We start from the raw sequence: 26,498 nt of genomic DNA, 5'->3' as shown, positions 1-26,498 counted from the left end.
CCGGCGACTGAACTCTTCCGCCGACCGGTCTAGTTTCATGCAATCAAAGCTAGAGTCCAGCCTATTTCGCTACTTCCGCCAGCATTGACCGGCAAAGCGTCTCTTCGAGCGGCATGCGCAGCCGCTGAGCCGCCGCCATCCCGCGTCGCAAGCACTGGCGAGCTAACGCAACGCGCCCCTCGGCCAGGGCCAACCGGCCGGCGGCCAGTTCCGCGCGCGGGCGCGCGGCGGGAATCTTACGGGCGTAGCCGCGGACGGCGCGGCACGCGGCGTGGGCCCGCGCCCCGACACCGGGCGCTCCTTCGGCCGCCAACGTGGCCAGGACATCGGCGATCTGGGGGATGGCGACGAAGCCGATGCCGATCGTGGGCGCCGTCGCCTGCATCGCCAGGAGGCCGGCCGCGGCCGTCGCGCCGGCCGCATCCCGGTCGCCTCGGCGGAGATGCCGCGCCGCTAGCAGCCCCAACCGCATCAGGCGTTCTCCCGCGTGCAGCTCGTCGACGGAAACGCCGTCCATGGCGGCGTCCTTCGCCCTTGGCGTACGCCCTCGCACGATGTCGAGAGACGCTCGCCCGGCCAGCACCCAGGCGCGGACGGCGGCGTTTTCCACCGCCGCGGCGGCCGGTCCGTAGGCCGTGAGAGCGCGCTCGGCCTCGGCCAGTTCGCCGGTGGCGACGGAGACGAAAGCGCCGATCGTCTCGCACGATTGGCGACGGAAGGTTTCCCCCAGACCCGCGAACACCATCGCGCCCTCGCGGCAATGGTCGGCCGTCTCGGCCCAATGGCCGCCGGAGAACCCGTAGACGGCGAACATCAGGTGCGCGAGCCCTTGGTCGAGACGACCGCCAGCTCGGGAGGCCGTTAGGCACCGAACGGCGCAGCCACGCGCCACGCCGTCCAACCCCGCCACGCCGAATCCGATCGCCAGGCCGCCATAACCCAGCGCGGTCTCGCGTGGAGAGCCGGCGCGCTCGGCATGATCGAGCGCCGCGACCGTGCCGTGCAGCACCCCGAGCGCGTCATTGGCGAAATAGGCGTGCTCGGCAATTCGCATGTAGAGGTGGGCGGCGAGGCGATCCCGCTCCGACGTCAGATAGGGCCGAGAGACCAGCCCGCCTATTCGAGGGAGCATGGTTCGCGCGGCCAACCGCCAAACAATCTCGGCAAGGCGGCCGATGGGTGACCTAGGCATCCGAAGCCCAAGCACGCGGGCGCAATCGCGGTAGGTGACGGCGGCCTCGTCCAATCGGGATAGTTCCTGCAACGCATCGGCGCGCAACTTCAGCCGCCGCAGAGGCTGGGAAGCCTCCGAGGACAGCTTCGCCGCCGTGGACGCGGCCTCCGTCCGCGCCAGATGGTCCAGCGCGTCCTCGCTGGCGTATCGCGCCAGCGCGAACTCCGCGGCCCTGAGCCAGTGCTCGATCGCGTTCCCCGGCCGGCCGGCGCGCTCCCAGTGTTCCGCGATCTCGGCGGCGCCGTATCCGGCCATCACCGCCGACGCGCCCTCGAGACGCTCGGCGAGGTTGGCGTGAAGCCGCGCCCGCTGCTCGAAGGTGAGGAGTTCGTACACGCAGTCCCGAACGAGCCCATGGCCGAACGCCAGGCGCCCATGCCCGTCTCTCTCGAGAAATCCGCCCGCGACGAGTTGGGCCGCCGCCGCCATCATCCGGCGTCGCGGCATCGGCTCGAGCTTGGCCAGCAGGGCGAGCTCGAAAGGCTGGCCGATCACGCTGGCCACCTTCAGGAGAATCCGCGAGTCGCCGCCGAGCCTGTCGACCCGGTCAATGATAACGTCGCGCAGAATGTCAGGGGCGCTGGCGCCCCTTAGGGGCGCGGCGACGATTCGACTCCTCCGGCCCGAGATGGCGATCTGACCAGTATCGCGAAGCGCCAGCGCCAGCTGCTCGGCGAGAAGCGGCAGTCCTCCCGATCCACGCCAAAGGTGGTCGGCCAGACGTTGGGGCAGGCGGTCGACGTCCAGGGTTCGGCGGACGAGTTCGACCGTTCCCTCCCGATCGAGGCGCGCCAACGGCGACCGGTCCGCCTCGGAGAAGACGGCGTCATAGGGCGCCCCTGGATTGGGACGCCCCGCCGCCAGGACGAGAGGCCCGCCGGCTCCAGTCACCAGGCTGGCGAACACGCCGGCCGAGGCGGCGTCCAGCCATTGCAGGTCGTCGACAATCAGCACGCAAGGCGCGGGCGCGCGCCGGACGAGCGCGACCAAAAGCCGTTCGATCGCCTCGCGCCGCGGCGCGCCTTCCATTTCTGCCGCCGCGCGACCGATCGGAACGCCGAGAGGCAACACGTCCTCCAGCAAGTCCAGCCGCGCGGCGTCGGGATGGTGGACCAACGCCGCTTCCACCGCTCGCCTCAGGCTCCGCGCGCCATAGAGTTTTGGGATGACCGCTCGCCAGAAGCTGAAGGGCATGTTGCGCCCCAGCGGATGAGCGGCGGAGGCAACCACGCGCAGCCCCCTCGCGGCCGCCGCCTCGCCCGCGTGGATCAGCAGCCGGCTCTTGCCCACGCCGGGCTCTCCCTCGACAAGCAGGGGGCGCGCCACGCCGGCGGCGAACGCCTCGAGGCGCTCGACGATCACTCCACGCTCCGGGCGACGGCCAACCAGAGGCGCCCGCGCCCGCGGCGGCCCCGGCGATCGGAGCGCCACCCTGGGTCTGATCACGCGTCGGACCGTCAACGGCGCGTCTCGGCCCGAAAGAGCCAGGTCTCGGGCTGGTCCCAGATCGAAGGCGCGCGCGATCTGACCGGCCGTCGCCGTGTCACAGATCATGCCGCGCCCGGCCGCCTCCATCAGCCGCGCGCCATAGTTCATCACCGAACCGACGGCGATGAATTCGCGCCGCGTCGGCCCGCCGACCAGGCCGCTGAAGACCGGTCCGCTGGCGAGACCCGCCGCGGACCTTTCCCCAACCTCCCTCAGTTTGGCCTGGACCCGCGTCAGGGCCTCCGCGGCGGCGAGCGCGTTGTCCTCCCGAGCGTGGGGCGGCAGTCCGCAGGTGAGTTTGAACACCACGCCCTTGTCGCCCACGATCACGTCCGACAACGGAATTCCGACGTCATCCAGCGCTCCGCGCGCCAGAGCATATGCGCGCGCCAGCCGGTCGCGATCCCCGCCAAGACCACCAAGCTTCAGATAGCCGGCCGTCACCTGCCGGAACTCCGGCAACCAGGCCAGGTCCCCCGCTCGGTCATGGACCTTCACGGCGGGGGGAACGAAGTCGACCCAACCGGCGGGCAGCCGCCCACCGCGCTCCGAGAGGACAGGACTCACGGCGGTTTCCCCGGTCACGCCGGCTAGCCGCCTCGCGGCTTCGCGGGAGACCAGAACCTCGCCCGGCGCTCCCCTGAGCGTTCCGGCGGCCATACGGGTCAAGGGCGCGCCCGTAAGCACCAGGAAGCGCCGCGCGCCCGGTTCGCCAAGAGTGGTCGCCTGTAACGGACCGAAATCAACCGCCAGCCGATGCCGAATGGCTGCTTCGCCGGCGAATGGCGGAGCCGTGCTGGCCCGCAGCGCCTCGGCCGCCGCCATCGCGCGCGCCACGGCCGCTGAAGGGGCGCCATTCTCGGGCCATATGGCGATGATGGCGTCGCCGTCGATCCGCGCCACTTCGCCCCCGAGCCGTTCGATGACGGCGATACAGGTCGCGAAATAGGCGCTCAACACCGCGCCCAGACGCTCCACCTCCCGCGCGCCCCGAGCGGAGAAGCGATCGGTCATCGCCGTGGAGCCCACGATGTCAGCGAACAGCAGCGCGCCGGCGAACGGCGCGGCCTCGCCGCACCGCGCCTCGGCCTCGAGCGTCCGGGCCAGGAGGCGCCATGGCACGTGAGGGCGAAGCGCCGCCTGTCGCTCCCGTCCCGCCATCGTCGCCCCCATTCCCGCGCCCGTCCCAGGCTAGCAAGGCGCTCGGAAACAGCGAACGCCAAATGTGGGAAAACTCACAGTTGTGATGTGGCTTCAGTCGACGCCGCGCGGATCAGGGCCGGCGATGCTGCTTCCATCGTCCACCGAGAGGGTGGGCTGCGAGGAAGGACCAAGCCATGCATGTGCGTACGCTTCCGACCACGGAGACGATCACCGTCACCCTGACCCTGGGCAACACGGTGCAGCTCGCAAACCCGGAGCTGTGGCACTTCATCAACGGACATGATGGCCAGATCCCGGTTTCCGGGGAGGACGCCTCGACGGCGACCTGGTCGGATATTCCCGCGCCCCAGCAGGGTGGCCTGCTCGACCTGACGGTCTTCTGGAACGCCTTCGAGCCCCAGCACGACCAGTGGATCTATCCCGCCATCATCGAGGTGACCGACCAGGACGGCGAACGGCTCACTGGAGTCGGCAGCTCAAACCCCAACGCCGTTCCCTGCAAGATCGGTGAACTCCAACCCTCCTTCGGCCGCGGCTCGCACGCGGTCTTCGTCGAAGCCTAGCGGCCGCCACTTTCCGTCGAAAGGACCTCCCATGAAATCGACAGTAGCCCTGCTCGGCGCCGGCGCGATCGTGCTGGCCCCCGCGAGCGCCTTGGCTCAGGCCGCGCCTCTTACGTCGGACCAGTCGGCGGCCGCCTCGCGCCTGAACGCGAAGGCGATGGAAACGGACACCGCGATCCCGGAATCGTCGGGCTTCGCCGTCATCGGCCTCGCGCCGACCCAGGTGATCGACCCCTCCGCCACTCGGGTCACGCTCAGCACCATAGCTGGCTATGTGGACGAGAAGGGCAACCTGAAGCCCGGTTTCGCCGTCGGCGGCACGCCCTATCTCTGGCTCAACCCGAACCTGACGCTGCGGGGTTACCGCGATCTGACGGGGATCTCGAAGGTCCTCGCCCGGACGCAGGTCACGGCGGGCGTGGCGGACGGAGGCGATGGCCAGCCGGACAAGCTGGGCGTCGGCTTCACGTTCGACGTGCTCGATGGCGGCGACTACCGACGGGATCTCAAAATCTACGAATGCGTGGGCAATGTCTATTCCGCGCTGACAGCCAGCCAATTGGCGCAACGCGGCGCCCGGCGCGCCGCGGCGACCGCGACCGCGATTGTGGAGAAAGGGTGGGACGCGAACCAGCTCACCAACGCCCAGACCATGGAGCTCAGAGTCCTGGCCAACAGCATCGTCGATAAGCAGGAGAACCAAGAGGTCGCCGCCTTCAAGAGCAACGGCGGCGTGCAGACGTGCAGAGACCAGGCCAAGGAACGGTACGCCAAGCGCACCAGTCTCGTTGTAGCCGGCGCCTGGGCGTTCAAGTCCAAGGAGGGTGGCTTTGACCACCTGGACTCCGACGGCGGCTCGTTCTGGGCGGCCTATCGGCAGCCGATCGGCACGGCCCCCTACTATGGCGTCCTGTTCGCCCGCTACGACGTCGACCGCAAGACCGAGGTCACGACCGGGGTGTTCCAGGACTACGACCACCTGACGCTGGCGGCTGTCGGCGGATACGACCTTCCCGATCGGGGCTTCAAGCTCTCGCTCGAGGCCGGCTACGAGCGCCTCGACTACGGTCCTGTCGGGCCCTTCGCGGACAAGAAGAGCGGCTTCTGGGGGGCGACCCTGACCCAGGCGCTGCCGAAGAACGACCTCCTGGGTCAAACCTGGCTGGAAGTGAAAGCCGGTTCGGGCGCCTCGGCCGCCAAGCCGGGCGATCACGACACCCGGATCAGGGTGAGCCTGCGGTTCGCGCGCCCGCAGACCTGACACCCCAACCCATCCCCGAAACGCGGAAGAGGAGCGGACACCATGTCCTCCGCCCAATACATCCTGCTGCCTGAACGGAACGTCGGCGACGCGCTCGCGAACACCGCCAAGGACCTGCTTCGCGCGCTGCCGCGGACGACGAGCATGCTTCGGCCCGCGGACTTCACCCTTTCGGTCGATGGCATTCCCGACGCCCCCATGAAGGTGATCGACACCCTGCGGGAGGACGGCGCCAAGCTGGTCGAGATGACCCAGGAGGCGGCCGACGCGATCACGCTGTCGCCGACGCCCCTGCGGGCGCTGCCCGTGGTCTCCTACGGCCTGCCGGAACGGTCGACCCGCTGGTTCGACGGCCTGAACGACGCCGTCGACGAGGCGCTGGCCGCGGCGCGGTCGAGGACCTTCACCGTGGCCTGCCACGACGACGCTTCCGGCGCGCCGCTCGCGGACTGCCGTGTCGTCGCCTTCCAGGACTTTGAGCGCCGGATCGGCGCCGAGGCCACCACCGGCGCGACCGGACAGGTGAGCCTGACCCTTCGCGGCGCTCGGATCGAACGTCTCTATGTCATCTCCCCGGACTCGCATTGGGGCGCGTTTCGGCGGGACATCCCCATCGTCGCCGGTGGGCGGATCGACGTCGGGATCCACCCCGTCTTGCTGAGCAACCCAGACGCCGTGCGGGCCCTGTATGGCCAGACCCGCTTCGACGCCGCCACGCCGGTGAAGGTGGGCGTCATCGACACGGGAGTCGGTCCGCACAATGATCTGCGCATTGGCAAGCGGCGTAACACCGTGACCGGCGAAGCCGCCGACCTGGCCGATGACTGGTTCGGTCACGGCACCCATGTCGCCGGCCTGATCGGCGCATCCGCGACCACGCTGCGCGGCGTGGCGCCGGGCGTCGAGATCAACGTCTACAGAGTGTTCGGACAGAACGGTGGGGGAGCGACCAACTACGCCATCCTAAAGGCGATGATCCTAGCCGCCGACGACGGCTGCGACATCATCAACCTCAGCCTTGGCGGCGGGCCGGTCGAGCCCATCGTCATGGAAGCGGTTGAGGACGCCCGCGACCATGGCATGCTCGTCGTGGTGGCCGCGGGCAACGAGGGGCGCCGGCCGGTCAGCAATCCAGCGGCGTATAGCGGAGCCACCGCCGTATCGGCATGGGGTTTCGTCGGCTCCTTCCCGCCGGGCTCGCTGGCCGAGGCAGACGTGCTCCGCCCGCCGTTGTCCGCCAGCCACCAGGACGACTTCATCGCCGGCTTCTCGAACTACGGCCCGCAGATCGCCGTCGCCGCGCCCGGCGTGGCCCTCCTTTCGACGCTTCCGAACCATCGCTATGGCCCGATGAGCGGCACCTCCATGGCCGCCCCGGTCGCGGCCGGCGCCGCTGCCTGCCTGCTGTCGCGCGATCCGGAGGTGTACCGCATGCCTCGCGATCGCTACCGGGCCCAACAGATCCAGCTCCTGCTTCAGCAAGCCTGCGATCGCCGGGGCTTCCCGCGCGAGTTCGTGGGGGCCGGCGTCCCCGACGCGGCGCGGCTCTGAACGAGCCGGCGCGATCCTCCCAAGGAACCAGGAGAACTCCCATGAGCGTACTGGCCTTGCTTCTCGCGGTCACGACGACAACCCAGCCGCTTGCCCAACCGGGCGGTTCGGCGCCCGCTCTCGTGGTGCAGGCGGCCACCCCTGAAATCCCTGCTTCGACATCGGCCAGCATCAGCTTGGCTTACACGCTGCGTAACACGACGCCGAATGGCATGACGTTGTTGCTGGGCGACCTGAAGCTCGACGGGAAGGCGCGAGAGACGGTCTGGCGGCGGCTGGACAGCAATCAGACGGTGACCGAGGTTACGCTGGCGCCGAAATCCAGCCTGGCCATGCTGCTCCAGGCCGACGCCGGCGCGCCCGGGCTCTACGTCGCCTCGATCCGTCCGAAGGGCGGGTCGGGTGAAATCGGCGCGGTGCTGCTCGACCGGCAGAAGGGCGCGGTGAAACCGGTCAGCATCCTGGCGCCCGCGGCGCCTTCCGTCTCGTCCACCGGAAGCAAGACGAAACTGACCTTCAGGGTGCGCAACGTTGACCAGCGGGCGCTGCCGCTGACGCCGCCGGTCCTGATCGGATTGAGCCGCGTGGTGGATGGTCAAACCCCGGAGGGCGTCATCCTCGACGAGGAAACGAAAGGCGCGCTCGCTTGCAATTCCGAGCCGGACAAGATGACCCGACTCGTGAACCTCGCGCCGGGAGAGGCATGCGATGCAACCCTCGAACTGCCCAAGGTCGGCCCTGGCGCCTATGAAGTCCAGACCCAGGTCGGAGGTCCGGACGGAGAACCCGCCACGGCTTCGCTCGAATTCATAAAGCGCTACCCGTTGTGGATAGCGCTATTGATCGCCGCCATCGGCTCGAGCGTCGGCGCCGTGGTGCAATGGTGGCGCGCAACGGGCCGGCGACGCGCGCTGGGTTTGGAAGAAGCCGAACGCCTTCTTCGGATCGCGCGGCCCCTGGCGGCGACGGCGAAGCAGCTGAAGTGCGGCGATCTGGGACCGTGGATCCGCGATCTCGGGAGCTTGATTCACGATATCGACGCGGACCGCCTTGTCGATTGGGAGACGCCCCTGCGGAACGCGGCCCGTCGGCTCAAGCTGATCGAATGGTGGCTCGATCGCGAGGAAGAGATCCAGGCCTCCAAGCTCGCGGGTCAGCCTCTGGCCGACGCCCGCGCCAAGGCCGCGTCGGTGCTCACGGATCCTGAAAAGGACAACGCGGTCGTACAGGCGGCCCTGGACGCTCTGCAGAACGCCATGCTCGAAGCCCAGAAGCCGATCGCGATGAGCCGGGCCCTCGTGCCGCCGCTCGCGCCGAAGGCCCCGGCAGAGATCGGCTGGGCGCCGCCGCGACACTATCGATGCCTGTTCGACGTCATGACGGTGGCGGTCATATGGATCGTTGCCAGCCTGCTCGCCGTGCAAGCGACTTGGGCCAGCGATCCCGCGTGGGGCTCGTTTGGCGATATCATAACCCTGGTCGGGATTTCCCTGGGTATCCAGGCCGGTGGCGCGGCGGCGCTCGCGACCGTGTTCACGCCACGTCCCTCGCCGCTCCAGTGAGGGGGGGCGCGCACCGGTTGTCCGAGGCGGGTTACGCGGGAATTCGCTCCGCGAGCCGCTGACCAAGCCGGGGTCTCGCCGAAGTCGCCGGGCAGGGCGAGGTCCGCGCCGACCACGCGCTCCAGCGGCGCGCCAAGCCACCTGGTCGGGACGGCTTGGCGCGCCCTGGATCTCGGAGTCCTCAGCGTGTTTTCGGGGACACCGGCAGCTTGGCGCTGGTCAGCGTGACGGGCGTGGTGGCGACCAGGGCCTTTGACGAAGCGCCCAGCGCGATGTCGTATTGGCCCGCCGCGATCGACCAGCCGCGCGCCGTCTCGTCCCAGGTGGCCAGGAGGCGGGGATCCACCGTCAGGGTCACGCGCTGGGTCGCGCCCGGCGCCAGCGAGACCTTCTTGAAGCCGGCCAGACGCTTGGGCGCTTCCCAGCCTCCGGCCTTGGGCGAGACATAGACTTGCGGCACGTCCTTGCCGGCGCGGGCGCCGACGTTCTTGACGTCGAAGCTGACCGTCACCTTGTCGCGGGCCGCGGTGGCGGCCAGGTTCGAATAGGCGAACCGCGTGTAGGACAGGCCGTGCCCGAACGGGAACAGCGGCTCGATCTTCTTGAGGTCGTACCACTTGTAGCCGACCGCGGCGCCCTCGATGTCGTAGTTCACGTCGAACAGGTCGTCGGGCCTGTTGGGATCGCCATCCAGCTTCGGGCGGGGCAGGTCGGCCACGCTCTTGGGGAAGGTGACGGGCAGGCGGCCCGAGGCGTCGACCTCGCCGGTCAGCACGCGGGCGATGGCCTCGCCGCCGGCCGTGCCCGGGAACCAGGCTTCGACCACGGCGCCGACCTTGTCGAGCCACGGCATGACCACGGGACCGCCGGTGATCAGCACGACCACGGTCTTCTTGTTGGCCGAGGCCACCGCGTCGATCGTGGCGTCCTGGTTCTTGGGCAGGTTCAGCGTTTCGGCGTCGACGGACTCGGTGGTCCACTGGTCGGCGAACACCAGGGCCAGCTCGCTCTGGGCGGCCAGCTTGGCGGCGCGGGCCGGATCGGTCCCGTCGTCATAGACGAGCTTGGCGTTGGGGTAGCGCGCCTGGAGCGCCTTCAGCGGCGACGACGGATAGTAGATCACCGGGCCCGGCCAGGTGGCGGGCTCGAGGCCCTTCACCGCGCGGCCACCGGCCGGATAGACCTGGGACGAGCCGCCGCCCGACAGCACGCCGACGTCGGCGTGGGCGCCGATCACGGCGATGGTCTTGGCGGTCTTGGCCAGGGGCAGCAGGCCGCCGTCGTTCTTCAGCAGGACGATGCCTTCCTCGGCGTCGGCCTGGGTGACCTTGGCGTGCGCGGCCAGGGTGGCGGCCGGCAGATCGTGCGAGGTCGGCGTGGGGACCGGGTGATCGACCGCGCCGCTGGCGAACAGGGCGCGCAGCACGCGACGGGCCATGTCGTCGATCCGCGCCTGGCTGACGCGGCCGGCGGCCAGGTCCGCCTTCAGCGGAGCGGCGAAGAAGGGCTGCTTGTCGAAGGCGTCGCCCGCCGACTCCTGGTCGAGGCCGGCGTTCGCCGCCTTGGCCGACGTGTGGGCCGCGCCCCAGTCGGACATAACATAGCCCTTGTAGCCCCAGTCCTTCTTCAGGACGGTGTTCAGCAGCCAGTCGTTCTCGCAGGCATAGGTCCCGTTGTAGCGGTTGTAGGCGCACATGACCGAGTGCGGGTCCGACTGCTCGATGGCGAACTGAAAGGCCAGCAGATCCGACGTGCGGGCCGCCGCCTCGCCGATGTTGGCGCTGAGCACGAAGCGGCCCGTCTCCTGGGCGTTCAGGGCGTAGTGCTTGATGGTCGAGATGATGTTGTTCGACTGGATGCCGCGGATCTGGGCCGCGACCATCACGCCGGCCAGCCAGGGGTCTTCGCCGCCATACTCGAAGTTCCGGCCGTTGCGCGGCTCGCGCACCAGGTTCACGCCGCCGGCCAGTTGGACGTTGAAGCCGGAGTCGCGGGCTTCCTTGCCGATCATGGCGCCGCCCTTCTCGGCCAGCTCGGGGTTCCAGGTGGCGGCGGTGGCGATGCCGGCGGGGAGGGCGGTGCGCGCGCGCAGGTCCTGGCGGGCGCCCTGGGTGGCGACGCCGACGCCGGCGTCGGTCTGCCACTGGCCCGGAATGCCCAGGCGCGGCACGCCCGCCACGTAGCCGGCCGAGGCGTCCAGCGAGTCGGGATGGCGCGTGTACTTCGGCTTCATGTCGGCGCCGAAGTAGCCGAAGATCACCGTGAACTTCTCGTCGTTGGTCATAGCGGCCAAGGCGAGGTCGGCGCGCTTGTCGGCGTCCAGCTTGGCGTCCAGCCAGGGACGGGCCGAAGGCGAGGCCGCCTGGGCGAGGGCGGCGGTGGCGGTCAGGGCCGGCGCCGAGGCGCCGATCAGCAGGGCTAGCGTCAGGCCGCGCCATGTCGTCCGGGTCATGTGTCCTCCGTCTTCTTTTGTCTTGTTCGTCTCGTTGGCCGCGCGGCCTTTTGGTCGCGGGGTGATGTCAGGGTTTCCGGCGGGGCGGTGAGCTGGTCGACACGGGGCCGGTGGACTCGCGCGCCACGAGGGAGTGCCGCGCCAGGAAGGGCGCGTTGGTCTTGCCCGCGCCCTCGTTGGCGTTCCACGCCGCGAAGGTCTGCAGCGCGCGAAGCGCCATCTGTTCGAAGGGTTGGCGAATGGTGGTCAGGCTGGGCCAGATCACGCTGGCGATCGGCTGGTCGTCGAAGCCCACCACCGAGAGGTCGTCGGGGATGCGCAAGCCCCTGCGTTGCGCCTCCATGCAGGTGGCCGCGGCCATCTCGTCGTTGGCGGCGAAAATGGCGGTCGGCGGATCGGCGATGTCGAGCAGGGTCTTGGCCGCGTCGAGGCCCGTCTTGAAGGTGAACTGGCCTTCGACGACCAGCTCGGGCCCGGGACGCGGCAGCCCGCGCGCGGCGTAGGCCTCGTAGAAGCCGTTGCGCCGATGCGTGCTGGCCGCGTGGTCGGGATGGCCGGCGATGTGGCCGATCCGCGTGTGGCCCAGCGAGAAGAGGTGCTCGACCACCTCCCGCGCGGCGGCGCGGTCGTCCATCGCGATGGCGGGAAAGCGCGGATCGGGCGTGGTCGGCGAGATCAGGACGCAGCGCACGTCCAGCTCGCGCATCAGATCCTTCATCGGCCCGAAGTCGCATTCGGGCGGCAGCAGGATCATCTCGCGCAGGCCGCCGTCGCGGACGAAGGCGCGGACGCGATCCCGCCAGCCGGGGACGGGCCCCTCCGACAGATCGACCGTCAGGTGGCGGCCGGTCTCGACGCAGGCCAGAAGCAGGGCGTGGTGGACGCGGGTGTGGTAGCCGCCGGACGGGTCGCCCATCAGCACGCCGACCGAGCCCGACCCCTGCGCGCGGAGGCCGCGGGCCGCGGCGCTGGGCTGGTAGCCAAGGTCGCGCATGGCCGCCTGGACGCGATCGCGCGTCTTGGTGCTGACGCTCTCATGATCGTTGAGAACGCGAGAAACGGTCTTGGGCGAAACGCCCGCCCGTTCAGCCACGTCATTGATCGTCGTCATGGGCCCCCGCGTCCGTTCGGGCGTCAAGCTAAGCCGGGGTTCCCCCCATTGAAAGGCGGCCAGCCGGACGACGAACGCCGATTGCTCTAGCCGATGATGTCCCGCCTGTCATGCCTTGGGACATTTTCAGGTCATTTTAGCGGACAATATTGGGACATTATCGACACCCTCGCGCCCGCCGTCGCGCGACTTTCCGTGCCGCCGCCGCGCGGCCTTGGTGGCTGGGTCTCGTCGGCGCGCGGGAGGGGGCGCGACCGGGGGTGGGAAGGTAGAACCCTCATTTTTCAAGCCCTGTAAGGGATATTCGCGACCAGAATGTTCCCATGGCATGTGACCGGTACCTTCCCGGCGAGGCCGAGGTTGCGGCGCATAACGCCTTGTCCGACTGGAATGACAACGTTGACATTCTTGTTGACTTGTCCGGGACATTTCTGAAATGTGCCAACGTTCGGTGAAGGCGAAAGACCGGAATCGGATGTCCGGGCGCTAGGGGCGCCAGGGGTTTGGACAAGCGCCGGTCAGGCGGTTGGGCAAGCCCGCGAAAGCCCCCGACGCGCCTCGCCGACCGACGCGTGGAGCGCCGGCGCGGGACCGGGCGGGCGGCCAATAAGAACGACTATTGGGGAGCGAGGAATTGTCTCAGGAAGCAAGGAAAGCCGTGCTCGCGCGCGGTCTGACGCTGGCGCTTGTCGCTGGCGCATCGCAGCTGGCGCTGGCCACGAGCGCCTTCGCGCAGGAAAGCGCCGCCAACACGGAAGTCGAGGAGATCGTCGTCACCGGCGTCCGCGGCTCTCAGATGAAGTCGGTCGACGTCAAGCGCCGCGAGGCCGCCATCGTCGACGCCATTTCGTCGGAAGACATCGGCAAGCTGCCGGACGTCACCATCGCCGACTCGCTGCAGCGCATTTCGGGCATCCAGATCCAGCGCGACGCCGGCGAGGGCAAGACCGTCAATATCCGCGGTCTGCGCCAGGTCATCACCCTGCTGAATGGCGAACAGTATCTCAGCGCCGGCAACATGGGCTCGGCCCAGCCGGATCTGCTGGACGTGCCCTCGCAGCTGATGAACCAGGTGCTGGTCTACAAGTCGACCGACCCGCGCAACGCGCTGTCGGGCATCTCGGGCACGATCGACCTGCGCACGCGCCGGCCCTTCCAGTTCAAGGAAGGCCTGACCTTCACTGGCGCGGCCGAGGCCCAACGCGGCGACCGCACCAAGAAGGACGACTATCTGGTCAACGGCGTCGTCAACTGGCGCAACGACCGGGTCGGCCTGATGGTCGGCGCGGCCAAGAGCAAGTCTAACCTGGGCAACAACTACTCGGGCACCGTCGGCCTATCGGGCAACAACGACTGGGGCGGCGGCTTCGCGAACAGCTATATCTCGCCGCACGGCTACGAGAGCTTCAACCGCGTGGTCGAGCGCGATCGTCTGGGTGTCAACGCCGCGTTCGAGGCTGATCTGGGCGAGGGCTTCACCCTGATCGCCGAGGGCTTCTACGCCAAGCTCACCGAGCACAATCGCGCCGTCGGCATCAACATCTCCAACCGCTGGGATGGCGGCGCCTTCGGGACCTGGAACCAGCCGACGGCCTCGACCCCGGTCGGCATCGGCAACTGGCTGGCCGTCGACGAGTACGACATCAACGCCTGGTGGGTGAACTCCTTCAGCGTCAACCGCACCACCAAGTCCAAGACCAAGAACTACAACCTCGGCCTGGACTACGACAACGGCGGTCCGTTCACCTTCGAGGCCCGCGCCATCCGCGCCGATGGCAACCGTCTCAGCATGAACGGTCAGGCCCAGGGCGACCTTTCGAACTGGCGCTATGGCGACGGCCGCTTCAATCTGTTCCGCGACCCGGCGGACCGCACGCGCGGCACCTTCTATCCCAAGGCCATCTGCGACAAGTTCTCCGCCTCGCGCCGCACGAACAGCGTCACCGGCAGCGCCGGCGGCTGCTATCTGGATCCGAACCCGCTGGGCTACGGCGCCAACCCGCAACTGCACTACGACATCAGCGGCGACCATCCGGTGTGGTCGGGCTTCGACCGTCCGCTGGTCGGCGGCCTGGGCGCGGGCAAGTCCCTCAAGGACTACATGGCCAACAAGGACAGCTACGCCATCGGCGCCTTCTCGTCGGAAGGCAACAACGAGGTCAACTCGGACATGAACGTGTTCCGGGCCGACGGTCACTACAAGTTCGACGACAAGCTCCTGGGCTTCATCACCAAGGTCGACGGCGGCGTCCGCCAGAGCAAGCGCACGGTCGAGGTCGAGCAGTTCCACCTGTTCTCGGGCTTCTATGGCGGCACGCCGGGCGCGGTGCAGGCCAACGGCGCGCCGGTTCCGGCCGGCGGCTGCGAGGCCCAGTGGAAGGCCATCGACGTCGTCATGAACCAGAACCAGTGCCAGGCTGGCGAGTTCGTGCCGGATCCGGTCACCGGCCTGCCGGTGTTCCAAGGCTACACGGTCAACCAGCCGACGCGCCTGGACACCTACAACAACGTGGTCTGGGTCGACGACCTGGGCGGCGTCACCAGCGGCATTCCCGGCTTCTGGGCCATCGACCCGCGTGACTTCGACGACGCGGAAGCCTTCCACAAGAAGGTGTTCGGCGGAGCCATTCGCGTCCAGGTGCCGGGCCAGACCTATGACGTGTCTCTCAACGAGCAGAGCGCCTATGGTTCGACGAGCTTCGAGCTGGGCGGCCTGTCGGGCATCTTCGGCCTGCGCGTCATCGAGACCGAGCTGCGCGTGAAGCAGAACCTGACCGGCGACACCCGCAACTACGGCGACACCAACGCCGACGCGGGCGACCAGGTCACCGAGCGCAAGTACACCGACTGGCTGCCGTCGCTGAACGTCTCCTACGACTTCAACGAACACCTGAAGTTCCGCTTCGCCTACAGCAAGACCATGCAGCCTCTCGACCTGGGCAACTATGGCGGCGGTCTGAAGATCAACACCGCCGACTGCGGCGCGGCTCTGCCGAACGTTCGATGCGTCACCAGCGCCGAGGCCTCCGGCAACCCGATGCTGGATCCCTGGCGGTCGACGAACTTCGACGGCGCCATCGAGTACTATTTCGGCCGCGCCTCGATGCTGAACATCTCGGCCTTCAAGCTGAAGATCGACAGCTTCGTGACCAGCGGCGTGACCACGGGCCGCTTCCCCGACCAGGACGGCGTGATCCGCCGCACGGTCAATGTCACCCTGCCGATCCAGGGCGACGGCGGCGAGGTCAAGGGTCTGGAACTGGGCGCCAAGCTGGCGGTCAGCGACTTCCTGCCCGACGCCGGCATCTTCTCGAACTTCGGCGTGGACACCAACTACACCTATTCGCCGAGCAAGGAGTCGCGCACCGGTCTGGACGGCGAGAAGCTGCCCTTCCAGGACAACTCCAAGCACCAGTTCAACCTGATCGGCTGGTACCAGGACGACAAGCTGCAGGCGCGCGTCGCCTACAACTATCGCACCGATCGTCTGGCCGAGGTGATGAGCAACAACATCCCGATCTACCAGGACAGCACCGGTTATGTGGACGTGAACGTCAGCTATAACCTGCGCGACAACGTCACCCTGTACTTCAACGGGTCGAACGTCACCGGCGAGATCGAGGATTACTACGCTCGCTTCGCCAAGGGTAAGACCCAGTACATCCGCCAGAACGAGTTCGAGCCCCGCTACACGCTGGGTGTCCGCGCGCGCTGGTAAGCGTTTCCTCTCACCTCCTGCCGGCCGCCGCGTTCCCCCTTGCGGCGGCCGCTTTTTTCGCGAGGCGAGACCTGTCGGGCGACGCGGCGAGCCGCTAGCCTTGACCACCGGGCGCCAGATCCGGATCCTGAACAGTCATTGGGGAAGGTCCTATGCGGGACAACAGAGTCCGCAAGCTCGTGATCGTCGGCGGCGGGACCGCGGGCTGGATGGCGGCCGCGGCGCTGCGTCGGCATTTCCAGGGCGGACCGCTCGAGATCACCCTCGTCGAAAGCTCCGAGATCGGCACGATCGGCGTGGGCGAGGCGACCATCCCCACGATCCGCGGCTTCTATCAGCAGCTGGGCCTCTCCGACATCGAGGTCATGCGCGCGACCCAGGCGACCTGCAAGCTGGGCATTCGCTTCGACGGCTGGCTGCGCGAGGGCCACGCCTTCATTCACCCCTTCGGCCTGTTCGGCCAGGACCTGCGGGGCGTCCCGTTCCACCACTATTGGCGCAAGCTGGCCCAGGGCGGCGAGCCGACGAACATCCAGGACTACTCGCTCGGCGCCTCGCTGGCGGCCGCGGGCAAGTTCATGGCCCCGCCGCGCAATCCGGCCAACAGCCTGTCGATCTTCGACTGGGCGCTGCACCTGGACGCGGGCCTGTTCGCCCAGCTGATGCGCCGTGTGGCCGAGGACAACGGCGTCCGCCGCATCGACGCCCGGATCACCAAGGTGAACCTGCGTCCGGAGGACGGCTTCGTCGCCTCCCTGGATCTCGACACCGGCGCCACCGTCGAGGGCGATCTCTTCATCGACTGTTCTGGCTTCCGAGGGTTGCTGATCGAGGAGGCGTTGGAGACCGGCTACGAGTCCTGGAGCGACCTGCTGCTTTGCGACCGCGCCTTCGCCGTCCAGAGCGAGGGCGTCGGCGATCCCGCCCCCTATACCGAGGTCAAGGCCCAGACGGCCGGCTGGCGCTGGCGGATCCCGCTGCAACACCGCTATGGCAACGGCTATGTCTTCTCCTCGCGGCATATCAGCGACGAGGCCGCGCTGGCCGAGCTGAAGGCTTCCGTGCCCGACCGGCTGCTGCACGAGCCGCGCCTGATCCGCTTCAATCCCGGCCGCCGCAAGCAGGCCTGGAACCGAAACGTCATCGCTCTGGGCCTGTCGTCCGGCTTCCTCGAACCGTTGGAAAGCACCTCGATCGCGCTGATCGAGACGGGCATCGAGAAGATCAAGGCGCTGTTCCCCGACAAGGATTTCGCGCCCGAGCTGGTCGACGAATTCAATGACTGGTCCCGTCGCGAGATGGAGCGCGTGCGCGACTTCATCATCCTGCATTACTGGGCCAACCAGCGGTCCAAGGCAGGCGACACCGCTTTCTGGCGTGACTGCAACGCCGTGACGCTGCCCGACAGCCTGCGCCGCAAGGTCGAGCTCTTCCGCCAGCGCGGTCACTTCGTCCGCTATCGCTGGGAGATGTTCCAACCCGCCAGCTGGATGGCGATCTACGCCGGCTTCGAGCTCTTGCCCGAGACGGTCGATCCGGCGCTCGACGGCATCGACGCCCAGGCGCTGAGCGCGCCGCTCGCCGAAATGCGCAAGGCGATCGCCGAGGTCGTGGCCTCCGCGCCGCCGCACGCCGCCTTCCTGGACCAGTATTGCCGTCCCGCCCCCGCTTCCCCCGTGAACGCGCCCGAGCGCTTGGGCGCGCATTAGGACTCGTAGCGATGACCCACACCCATCCCAACGCCATCCGCAAGATCGTCATCGTCGGCGGCGGCTCGGCCGGCTGGATCACCGCGGCCATGCTCAGCCACTACTTTCAGCGCGGCGGGTGCGAAATCGAGCTGGTCGAGTCCGAGGAGATCGGCACGATCGGCGTCGGGGAATCGACGATCCCGCCGTTCCTTCAGCTACTGGCCAGCCTCGGGATCGACGAGCAGGCGTTCATCCAGGCGACCCAGGCCAGCTTCAAGCTCGGCATCCGCTTCGAGGACTGGAAGGCCGTGGGCGAGCGCTATCACCATCCGTTCGGCGCGATCGGCGGGGCGATCGGTCCGCATGAGTTCTACCAATGCTGGCTGCGGGCCAAGGCGGCCGGCCATCCTTCGAAGCTCCAGGACTTCGCGCCGGGGTCGGTCATGGCCGGGCAGGGCAAGTTCATGTTGCCTTTCAAGGCGCGAGGGACGCTGATCGCCGGGGCCAGCTACGCCCTGCACGTCGACGCGCGGCTGGTCGCCCGCTTCCTGCGCGACTTCGCCGAGGCGCGCGGCGTCAAGCGGACCGAAGGCATCGTCTCCGACGTGATCACCCACGCCGACGGCTCGGTCGCCAAGGTGCGGATGAAGGATGGTCGCGAGATCGAGGGCGACCTCTTCGTCGACTGTACGGGCTTCCGATCCCTGCTGATCGGCAAGACGTTGGAGACGCCGTTCGACGACTGGTCCGACATGCTGCTGTGCGACCGCGCGGTGGTGGTGCAGACCGAAAACGTCGGCGCGCCGCATCCCTACACCCTGTCCAAGGCCGAGGCCGGCGGCTGGCGCTGGCGCATCCCGCTGCAGCACCGGGCGGGCAACGGCTATGTCTTCTGCTCGCGGTTCGTCAGCGACGACGAGGCCCGCGCCACCCTGCTGAGCCAGCTCGAAGGCCGGCCGCTGATGGAGCCGATGTTCATCCCGTTCAAGACGGGCGTGCGCCAGCGGCTGTGGGAGAAGAACGTCGTGGCGGTGGGCCTGTCGGGCGGCTTCATCGAGCCGCTGGAATCGACGGCCCTGCACCTGATCTATCGCGGCGTCGACTTCCTGCTGCGCTTCTTCCCCGACCGCGACTTCGATCCGGCGCTTCGGGCGGAGTACAATCGCCGAATGGTCGCGGACTACGAGGAGATCCGCGACTTCATCGTCCTGCACTACTGCAAGACCCAGCGCGACGACACGCCGTTCTGGCGCGCGGTTCGCGCGGCGCCGATCCCCGAGAGCCTGAAGGCGCGCGTGGCCCTGTTCGAGGGCGCCGGCGTGCTGCGCGAGGGCGCGGACGACATGTTCCGCGATCCCTCCTGGCAGTCGGTGATGGAGGGCATGGGCGTGCGGCCGCGGCGCTACCAGCAGCTGGTCGACACCATCCCGTACGAGGTGATCAGCCAGACCCTGGACCAGTCGGCGCCGATGTTGGCGGCCCAGGTCGCGGGCCTGCCCAGCCACGGCGAGTTCCTGGCCAAGAACTGCCCCGCGCCGCCGCCCGAGGCCCCGGTCGCGCCGTTCAAGACGGTGGCCTAGCGGGTCTCGTGTGAGCGCGAGAGTCCAACGTCCTCGACGATTGGGTCAAGGTTCCCGTACGCGGTAAACGGAGGGTGATCGGCGAGGCGGCAAGCGGCCGGTCGGGCCAGACCTTGAAGATCGCCGATGCGTCTGGAAGCGGGGGCGGCGCGAGACGAATGAAAACGCCCCGCCGGTCTCTCGACCGACGGGGCGTTGTCGTTTCGGGGCCGGGACACGGTGGTGTCCCGGCAAGATCGGATCAGAACGTGTACCGCAGCGTCGCCGAGGCGGTGCGACCGGCGTAGGCGCGGCCAAGCACGACGCCGGTGGCGGGGATCGCGGCCTGCTCGACATCCGACAGGGCGAGCTTGTTGAACAGGTTGTTGACGGTCAGCATCAACTGCACCCGTTCGGTCGGACGAACCTGCACGAAGGCGTTGACCAGCTTGTAGCCCGGCAGCTTCAGCTGGTTGGTGTCCTGCGCGTAGCTGCTGGTGGTGCCGATCACGTTCGCGCCAAAGGTCACGTTCTTCAGCTCGACCTGCGGCGTCACCGAATAGATGAAGTCCGCCTGGTGGCGCGGCTTGTTGCCGACAAGGGCCGCGTTTGTGGCGTCGCTGGAGATCTTGGCGTCGGTGTAGGTGGCGCCAGCGGTGACGCTGAACGGCCCACGGCGGACGGCGGCCTCGAGTTCGACGCCCTTGGCGTTGTAGCTTCGCACGATGTTCAGGATCTGGGCGGAGCCATCGGCGCCGCTGGCGACCTGGGAGTTGCGTTCGCCGGTCTTGGCGGAGAAGCCCGTGACGTTGACCGTCACGCCGCCCGCCCGGTACTTCAGTCCGAGTTCGGCCTGCTTGACGGTGTCGTAGGCGCTATCGGAATTGACCAGCTTGCCGGTGTCGTAGTTGACGGCCGGGGTGAAGAGGATCTTGTCCGCCGAAGCGCGACCGCCGCGGCTATAGCGGGCGAAGACGGCCAGGGGCTCCGCGATGCGGTAGTTCACGCCCGCCGAATAGCTCAGATAGTGATAGTCGTAGTCGACATTGCCCGGCTGGCCCAGCGGCAGGATGGCCACCTTGGTTTCGGCCGTCGAGATCACGCCATTGCGGTTGATGTCGAACGAGGTCACGCCGACGCGACCGCCGCCCAACTCCGACCCGTAGAGCGTGCCGTTCACCTTGCCCATGTCGTAGCGGAGGCTGCCGCCCACCGCGATCTTGCCGACGCGGTAGTTGACCGATGCATAGGGCGCGCTGACGTCGTAGTTCATGTCGTAGACGCGGTGGCCAAAGCCGCCCAGACCGTTGAGGTAGCCGTCCTGCGTGAAGGGGACGCCCGCGGCCGTCGCCACGTTGATCAGCGTGGATTGGCCGTCGCCGGCGACGCTGGCCAGGACGTTGAGGAACGACAGGTACGTCGCGTAATCCTGGGACGACTTGTAGAAGCCGGCCGTGGTGGTCAGGTCGCCGAGCCCGACCCGCCAGACACGGCTGGCGCGGATGTCGTTGGCGATGTTGTCGAGGCTCTTGATCTTGGAGTCCAGCTGCAGCGAGGACGTCAGCAGGCCATTTCCGTTCAGGGTCGCCGGGCTGGCGATCGCCTGGCCCGCCAGGGGGCCGGTGGCATAGCTGAGCGTCCCGCCGGGGCCGCCGTAAGTGGTCGCGAGCGTGGCCGCCCGGTTCACGGCGATCGGCCGGATGGTCAGGTTGCCGCCCGAGATGTCGGAGGCTCGGAACTTCTCGCTGATGGTCCAGCCGCCCACGTCGAACTGGGCGTCGAGGCCGACCGACTTGACCACGGCGTGCAGACCGTCGCGCACGTCGTCGTTCGCGATGTTGTTGTTGCGGTCCAGAGTCAGGACGTTGCTGTTGTGGATCGACAACAGCGAGTCGGTCTTCGGGTTGAAGTTGGCCGGACCCGTGAACTTCGGATCGGCGTTCGAGCCGGAGACCATGAGCGGCACGAACAGGTAGCCGGGCGTGCGGTCGTTCAGGTACTTGGCGGACACGCGAACGTAGCCGTTCTCGAACGTCTTGGTGACGTTGGCCTTGATCTGCCCGCCCTTGTAGCCCGTGTAGCCGATGTCGCGCGGGCCTTCGCCCTGGCGGTAGAAGGCGCCCACGTGCATGCGCAGAGTGTCGCTGATCTTGTAGCCGTACTCGCCGTCGACGCGCTTCTCGCCGTAGTCGAGGCCGTAGGTCGCCGCGACGGAGCCGCCTTCCGTGTCGCCCGTCTTCGAGATCAGGTTGATCACGCCGCCCGGCGAATTGGAGGCGAACGTGGAGGCCGACCCGCCGCGGATCGTCTCGACCGCGGCGAGGTTAAGGTCGGCCCGCATGAACATGTCGGTTCCAAACTGGTACATGTCGCCGAACTCCAGGACCGGCATGCCGTCTTCCTGAAGCTGCACGTACTTCGAGCCGGTGCCGGAGAGCGGCAGGCCGCGGATCGAGTAGTTGGCGTTGCCTTCGCCGATCGCGTACTCGGCGCGGATGCCGGGGATGTTGCGCAGCACCTCGCCCAAGGAGCGCGCGCCCAGCGTCTCGATCTCGGAGGCGCGCAGGGCGCTCGTGGACGTCGCGCTGTCGAGCCGGTCGCGGCCCTTGGCGACGCCGGTCGAGAACGCCGCTTCGGCGTTCGCCTTCGCGCCGGCGCCCTGAACGACCTTTTCGGCGGGCTTCGCCGCCGGGGTGGTCTGAGCGGCCGCCGGCGTGATCAGCAGGAACGGCGCGATCGCCGCGGACACCAACAGATACTTCATTTCTAATCCCCGATTTCAGTACTAGAAAAATTTCTTTGAAAGCCGGCAATGAGGTCGTCGCGGTAACTTATCTATGAACGGTTGTTCGAAATGGCGAAGTATTGGGTGCGACAAATCGCGCGCCTAACTGAGGTTTCGCGCGGTATGTGGCGCGAAACCCATGTCTGTAAGGGGTTAGTATTTCCAGTTGCTAATGATATTCACGCGCGTGGATATCAATCTTAGGTATTTATTGTTCTTGCCTGTTGCTCCCGGTCGAGAGCGCTCGCCGACGCCTTGGGGGATGTCAGGTTCATCACGCCCTGTCGCGCGGGGTGAATACGCGGGCGCCCGGTCGGACGAGGGGGGCGTCGCCGCCAAGTAGGCTGACGCGAATTCGCGTCGCCTTGTTCTGGAGCAAGGTTTCCCGCTCCCGCCAGGTCTATCCGGGGCGGCGAGCGGGCGGCTCGCCCGCGCCCAGACAAAGGTGAGTGAAGATGTTGAAGTCCGTTCTCGTCGCCGGAGCCATGATCGGCGCGGTGGCGATCGCCGGGACCGCTGGCGCGGCCGAACTGCGGGTCAAGATGCTGAACCAGGGCTCGCAGGGCATGATGGTGTTCGAACCGGCGACCGCGAAGCTGAAGGTGGGCGACACCATCCGCTTCATCCCGACCGACATCGGCCATAATGTCGAGACGATCCCCGGCATGTGGCCGGCCGGCGTCGCGCCCGTCAAAGGCTTGATCGGCAAGGAAGTCGTCGTGCAGGTCGCCAAGCCCGGCATCTATGGCTTCAAGTGCATGCCGCACTGGGCGATGGGCATGGCCTTCGTGGCCAAGGTCGGTGACGGCAAGCCGAACGCCGCCGCGGCGGAGGCCGCCATCGCCACCGCGCCGAGCATGGCCAAGAAGCGCCTGACGGCCGATTTCGCCGCGATCAAGTAAGGACCAAGGCCCTCGCTTCTGGAGCCAGCGCGCCACGACGCGCGCTGGCTTGGCCTCGAAGGTATCGCTCCTCCCGCGCGAGGGCAGGGCTCGCGCGACTAGGGCGGCGGGGCTATCCGACGCACTCGAGAGCGCGGGCGGACGCTACGGGACGGTCGACACGCCTGCCTCAGACCTCGCCGCCGATGCGTTCGACCTCTCCGGTCAGGGCGAGCAGGTCCAGAACGTGCAGGGTCCGGCCGGTCTGACGGACAATGCCCAGGCCCGCTAGGCGGTTGAGCTCGCGGGTCACCGGCTCGCGCTGGCTGCCCAGCAGCGCGGCGAGTTCCGCGTGCGTGGGGCAAGGGCTGATCACCGCCTGGCGTCCGTCGAGGCTGGCGGCGCTGGCCATCCGCAGCAGCTCGATATCGACGCGGCAAGCCACCGAGACGGCGGTCAGCTCGAAGAGCCGGTCCGTCAGCGACCGCGCCAGCCCCGCCATGTCCTCCAGCAGCGCCTTCATGAAGCGCGGCGATTCCTCGAACAGCCGACGCACCAGCGACTGGGGAATACGGGCGATGCGGGAGTCCTCCAGCGCCACGATGTTGACCGAGCGGGGCAGGCCATCGATCGCCGAGATCTCGCCGAAGTAGCTCCCGGCGGTGATGCGTCGGTAGCCGACCTCGCGGCCGGACTTCGCGTACAGGTTGGCCAGAAGGACGCCCTCCAGCAGCAGGTATATGCCGCCCTCCTGGTCGTGACGGTGCAGGATCATCTCGCCCTTGCCGTAGTTCAGATGTTCGACCGAGGGGGCCAGGGCTTCAATCTCAGGCTGAACCATGTGTCGAAATACACGATTTGCGCGATAGTCTTTAGGCCAGGCTTCTTTCGGCGTATGGGACGGCGCGGGGGCGAGCGATGGAGAAATCGTTTTCATCAAAGGACGCTCCTGCTGTCGATCGGGGGCGATGGATGGATAGCCGACAGCGGTACAAGGCGTTTATCAGTTATAGTCACCGCGATCGCAAAGCCGCTGAATGGCTGCACCGCGCGCTAGAGACCTATCGCCCTCCGCGCTTGCTCGCCAAGGGCGGAAATGACCTGTCCAAGGCCACGCTGCGCCCCATCTTTCGCGACCGCGACGAGCTGAGCGCATCCCTCGATCTCAATGAGGCCATCAGGACGGCGCTCGAGCGCTCGGACGCGCTGATCGTGTTGTGCTCCGAGGCGTCGGCGGCCTCGCGCTGGGTGGACCAGGAGGTCGACTATTTCCTCAAGGGCGCCGCGCCCGAGAGGATCGTCTGCGTGATCACGCCGGAGGTCGGGGCGAATACCGATCTGGCCGCGATACTGCCCTCGTCGCTGCGCGCGGCGCTGCCGCCGGGCGCGGAGCCGTTGGCGGTGGACCTGCGGCCGCATGGCGATGGCCGACGCCTGGCGCGCTTGAAGATCGCCGCGCGCTTGCTGGGCGTGGGCCTCGATCAGCTGGTCCAGCGCGACGCCCGACGACGTCTACAGGTCATGGCGGCGTTCACGACGGCGGCGGTGGCCCTGGCGATCGGCATGGGCGCCATGACCGTGGTGACCTTGAAGTCCCGCCAAATCGCCAGGCAGCAGCGCGACGAGACGGAGGCTCTGGTGGCCTTCATGCTGGGCGATCTGCGTCAACAGCTTGAGCCGGTGGGCCGGCTGGACGTGCTGGACAGCGTCAGCGCCAAGGTGCTGGCCTATTACGCCAAGGCTCAGACGGACAGGTTGGACGACAAGGCCCTGGGCCAGCGCGCCAAGGCCCAGACCCTGCTGGGCACCATCCGCGAGCAGCGGGGCGATCTGGCCGGCGCCGAGCATGCCTTCTCTCAGGCGGCCGCGACCACCCACACCCTGGTCGAACGCAATCCGCGCAACGGCGACCACGTCTTCGACGAGGCGCAGAACGTCTTCTGGCTGGGCTACGTCCAGTGGCGACGCGACGATGTGGCGGGGGCCGAACGCCGCTTCAAGCGCTACGCCGAACTGGCCCGCGGGCTGGTGGCGTTGGATCCCAACCGGCCCGATTGGCGGATCGAGGTCGCCTACGCCAAGAACAACCTGGGCACCCTGTTCTTCGAGCAGGCGCGGGGGGAAGAGGCCCTGGCCGCCTTCCGCGAGGCCTCGTCGGTGTTCCAGGCCGAACTGGCGCGAACGCCGAATGATCAGAAGCTGAGCGAGGGCCTGGCCAACTCGCGGGCCTGGGCGGCGGACAGCCTGCTGCGCATGGCGCGTCCCCGAGAGGCCTACGCCGAGCGCGCGGCGTCCGTCCGCCTTCTCGAGGAAGCGCTCGCCCAGAACGCCGCGGACAAGCGCCTGACGGCGCGCGCCGTGGCCGCTCAGGTGGCGCTGGCGCGGCTGGAGCTGGATCTTGGGCGGGTGGACTCGGCGCTGGCTCGGTCCGATGAGAATCTCAAGCGGCTGCGCGGCTTGTCGGCCCTGGATCCGACCAACGCCCGCTGGCGGGAGTATCTGGCCAGCAGCCTCATGGATCAGGCCGATATGGCGCTATGGTCTGGACGGAGCGACGACGCCAAGGCCGCGAACGCCGAAGCGGCCAGGATTCTCGCTGGCCGAAGTTCGGGCCCCAAGGCCGAGCCTTGGAGCGACAGGTTCGAAGGCCGCCTGGAACAGCAGGCGATTGTTCTGGCGCGACAGACCGGACATCCGGAAACCGCCCGAAAGCTGGCCGAGGCCCTGGCCGAGCGCATGAAGACGAGCGCGTGGCGCAAGGACGCTAACGCCGCCAGCCTTTATGGATTCGCGCAGCTGGCGGCCGGACGGCCCGCGTCGGCGATCGAGATTCTCTGGCCTTGGCGAACGTCCATGTCATCGGCGAGCCGCGACGTGCTGGCTCGCGCCTTGATGGGCGTGGGGCGTCGGGACGAGGCGGGCGTGATCGTGCGTGATCTCGCGAAAGTGGGCTACGCGCACCCCGGATTCCTTGCGTTCTGGAGAGACTCTCTTTCTGGTGGAGCTTCCATTTCGGGAGGCGCAAAGTGACTGAACCTACACCGACCAAGGTCGTCGAGATCGTGATTGGCCTCAATCATCGCGACAACTTCAACTTCATGAACTTCCTCGACCCGAAGCATCCGACGCCGCTGAAACTGGATCTGAGCGAGCGTTGCGAGTTGTTCTTCCGGCTGAGCGACGAACTGGTCACGGCGGGATGGAGGTTCCAGCCTCGTCCCATCAAGGTCAACGACGACTACGGGGTCAACTTCTCGAGCTACATGTGGGTCACCACCGGGCCGAAGGGTAAGGCCATTCCCGCGCATACGGGCTTCAAGATCATCTACGAGTGCGCGCGGATGGGCATCTACACCTACAGCCTGTTCATGCTCGACTCCCTGCTTCAGAAGATCACTCTCGATCCGGATGTCGAGAACGGCACGGGCCAGGTTCCCTGACCCAGGGCAAGCCGTTCGACCGCGAGGAGATCGCCGCG

The 26,498-nt window shown here is 67.9% G+C and carries 15 protein-coding genes; 10 read left to right on the top strand and 5 right to left on the bottom strand.

The annotated features are described in order from the left end of the window. Positions 1–61: 61 nt before the first annotated feature. The gene (locus J2728_RS03145; protein WP_309996226.1) at positions 62–3,844 is read right to left on the bottom strand and encodes an AAA family ATPase; all 3,783 of its coding nucleotides are present in this window, start codon (positions 3,842–3,844) and stop codon (positions 62–64) included. A gap of 215 nt (positions 3,845–4,059) precedes the next feature. Between J2728_RS03145 and J2728_RS03140 the strand changes: the two genes are divergently transcribed. Genes J2728_RS03140 through J2728_RS03125 form a run of 4 tightly spaced genes read left to right on the top strand, consistent with a single transcriptional unit; the run spans position 4,060 to position 8,823 of the window. Next, positions 4,060–4,449: a hypothetical protein gene (locus J2728_RS03140; RefSeq protein WP_309996223.1), complete on the top strand. Its 390-nt coding sequence runs from the start codon at positions 4,060–4,062 to the stop codon at positions 4,447–4,449. Positions 4,450–4,480: 31 nt separating this feature from the next. Beyond that, positions 4,481–5,710 carry a hypothetical protein gene (locus tag J2728_RS03135; RefSeq protein WP_309996220.1) on the top strand — a complete coding sequence of 410 codons (1,230 nt, stop codon included), beginning with the start codon at positions 4,481–4,483 and terminating at the stop codon, positions 5,708–5,710. 42 nt (positions 5,711–5,752) lie between these two features. Continuing rightward, positions 5,753–7,261 (top strand): S8 family serine peptidase, encoded by a 1,509-nt coding sequence (locus J2728_RS03130; protein ID WP_309996216.1) that lies wholly within the window; start codon positions 5,753–5,755, stop codon positions 7,259–7,261. Between the two features lie 41 nt (positions 7,262–7,302). Beyond that, a complete protein-coding gene (locus J2728_RS03125; RefSeq protein ID WP_309996213.1) occupies positions 7,303–8,823 on the top strand; it encodes a hypothetical protein in 1,521 nt (506 codons plus the stop codon). A 181-nt stretch (positions 8,824–9,004) separates the two neighbouring features. Here the strand turns inward: J2728_RS03125 and J2728_RS03120 are convergent, their stop codons facing one another. Next, positions 9,005–11,275: a beta-glucosidase family protein gene (locus J2728_RS03120; protein ID WP_309996210.1), complete on the bottom strand. Its 2,271-nt coding sequence runs from the start codon at positions 11,273–11,275 to the stop codon at positions 9,005–9,007. A 67-nt stretch (positions 11,276–11,342) separates the two neighbouring features. Further along, entirely contained in the window at positions 11,343–12,386 is a 1,044-nt protein-coding gene (locus J2728_RS03115) for a LacI family DNA-binding transcriptional regulator (RefSeq protein WP_309996206.1), read from the bottom strand. 634 nt (positions 12,387–13,020) lie between these two features. Between J2728_RS03115 and J2728_RS03110 the strand changes: the two genes are divergently transcribed. From J2728_RS03110 to J2728_RS03100, 3 genes are all read left to right on the top strand, one after another. Then, complete coding sequence (locus tag J2728_RS03110; protein WP_309996203.1) at positions 13,021–16,104, top strand: TonB-dependent receptor; 3,084 nt, start codon at positions 13,021–13,023, stop codon at positions 16,102–16,104. A gap of 152 nt (positions 16,105–16,256) precedes the next feature. Continuing rightward, positions 16,257–17,813: a tryptophan halogenase family protein gene (locus J2728_RS03105; protein WP_309996201.1), complete on the top strand. Its 1,557-nt coding sequence runs from the start codon at positions 16,257–16,259 to the stop codon at positions 17,811–17,813. An 11-nt stretch (positions 17,814–17,824) separates the two neighbouring features. Next, a complete protein-coding gene (locus tag J2728_RS03100) occupies positions 17,825–19,375 on the top strand; it encodes a tryptophan halogenase family protein (RefSeq protein WP_309996198.1) in 1,551 nt (516 codons plus the stop codon). 241 nt (positions 19,376–19,616) lie between these two features. Here J2728_RS03100 and J2728_RS03095 read toward each other — a convergent pair whose 3' ends face one another. Beyond that, positions 19,617–22,118, bottom strand: coding sequence for a TonB-dependent receptor domain-containing protein (locus tag J2728_RS03095; protein ID WP_309996195.1), 2,502 nt, complete (start codon positions 22,116–22,118; stop codon positions 19,617–19,619). A gap of 476 nt (positions 22,119–22,594) precedes the next feature. Here J2728_RS03095 and J2728_RS03090 point away from each other — a divergent pair, with 476 nt between their 5' ends. Beyond that, on the top strand, positions 22,595–23,041 hold the full coding sequence (locus tag J2728_RS03090) for a pseudoazurin (RefSeq protein ID WP_309996192.1): 447 nt from the start codon (positions 22,595–22,597) through the stop codon (positions 23,039–23,041). 169 nt (positions 23,042–23,210) lie between these two features. Here J2728_RS03090 and J2728_RS03085 read toward each other — a convergent pair whose 3' ends face one another. Continuing rightward, a complete protein-coding gene (locus J2728_RS03085; RefSeq protein ID WP_309996189.1) occupies positions 23,211–23,861 on the bottom strand; it encodes a Crp/Fnr family transcriptional regulator in 651 nt (216 codons plus the stop codon). Between the two features lie 131 nt (positions 23,862–23,992). Here J2728_RS03085 and J2728_RS03080 point away from each other — a divergent pair, with 131 nt between their 5' ends. Further along, positions 23,993–26,050, top strand: coding sequence for a TIR domain-containing protein (locus J2728_RS03080; protein WP_309996186.1), 2,058 nt, complete (start codon positions 23,993–23,995; stop codon positions 26,048–26,050). Beyond that, a complete protein-coding gene (locus J2728_RS03075; protein WP_309996182.1) occupies positions 26,047–26,460 on the top strand; it encodes a hypothetical protein in 414 nt (137 codons plus the stop codon). The genes J2728_RS03080 and J2728_RS03075 overlap by 4 nt, the downstream gene beginning before the upstream one ends. The last annotated feature ends 38 nt before the right edge of the window (positions 26,461–26,498 follow it).

It is taken from the genome of Caulobacter segnis (assembly GCF_031454995.1).
In the GTDB taxonomy this organism is placed as follows: Bacteria; Pseudomonadota; Alphaproteobacteria; order Caulobacterales; family Caulobacteraceae; genus Caulobacter; species Caulobacter segnis_E.
The sequence above is the reverse complement of the archived record's forward strand: the minus strand, read 5'-3'. Positions and strand labels throughout refer to the sequence as shown.

What these genes read in the sequence shown, in the direction of transcription:
- J2728_RS03140 (WP_309996223.1), top strand. Translation starts at nt 4,060, where the DNA reads ATGCATGTGCGTACGCTTCCGACCACGGAGACGATCACCGTCACCCTG.
- J2728_RS03135 (WP_309996220.1), top strand. Translation starts at nt 4,481, where the DNA reads ATGAAATCGACAGTAGCCCTGCTCGGCGCCGGCGCGATCGTGCTGGCC.
- J2728_RS03130 (WP_309996216.1), top strand. Translation starts at nt 5,753, where the DNA reads ATGTCCTCCGCCCAATACATCCTGCTGCCTGAACGGAACGTCGGCGAC.
- J2728_RS03125 (WP_309996213.1), top strand. Translation starts at nt 7,303, where the DNA reads ATGAGCGTACTGGCCTTGCTTCTCGCGGTCACGACGACAACCCAGCCG.
- J2728_RS03120 (WP_309996210.1), bottom strand. Translation starts at nt 11,275, where the DNA reads ATGACCCGGACGACATGGCGCGGCCTGACGCTAGCCCTGCTGATCGGC.
- J2728_RS03115 (WP_309996206.1), bottom strand. Translation starts at nt 12,386, where the DNA reads ATGACGACGATCAATGACGTGGCTGAACGGGCGGGCGTTTCGCCCAAG.
- J2728_RS03105 (WP_309996201.1), top strand. Translation starts at nt 16,257, where the DNA reads ATGCGGGACAACAGAGTCCGCAAGCTCGTGATCGTCGGCGGCGGGACC.
- J2728_RS03100 (WP_309996198.1), top strand. Translation starts at nt 17,825, where the DNA reads ATGACCCACACCCATCCCAACGCCATCCGCAAGATCGTCATCGTCGGC.
- J2728_RS03095 (WP_309996195.1), bottom strand. Translation starts at nt 22,118, where the DNA reads ATGAAGTATCTGTTGGTGTCCGCGGCGATCGCGCCGTTCCTGCTGATC.
- J2728_RS03090 (WP_309996192.1), top strand. Translation starts at nt 22,595, where the DNA reads ATGTTGAAGTCCGTTCTCGTCGCCGGAGCCATGATCGGCGCGGTGGCG.
- J2728_RS03085 (WP_309996189.1), bottom strand. Translation starts at nt 23,861, where the DNA reads ATGGTTCAGCCTGAGATTGAAGCCCTGGCCCCCTCGGTCGAACATCTG.
- J2728_RS03080 (WP_309996186.1), top strand. Translation starts at nt 23,993, where the DNA reads ATGGATAGCCGACAGCGGTACAAGGCGTTTATCAGTTATAGTCACCGC.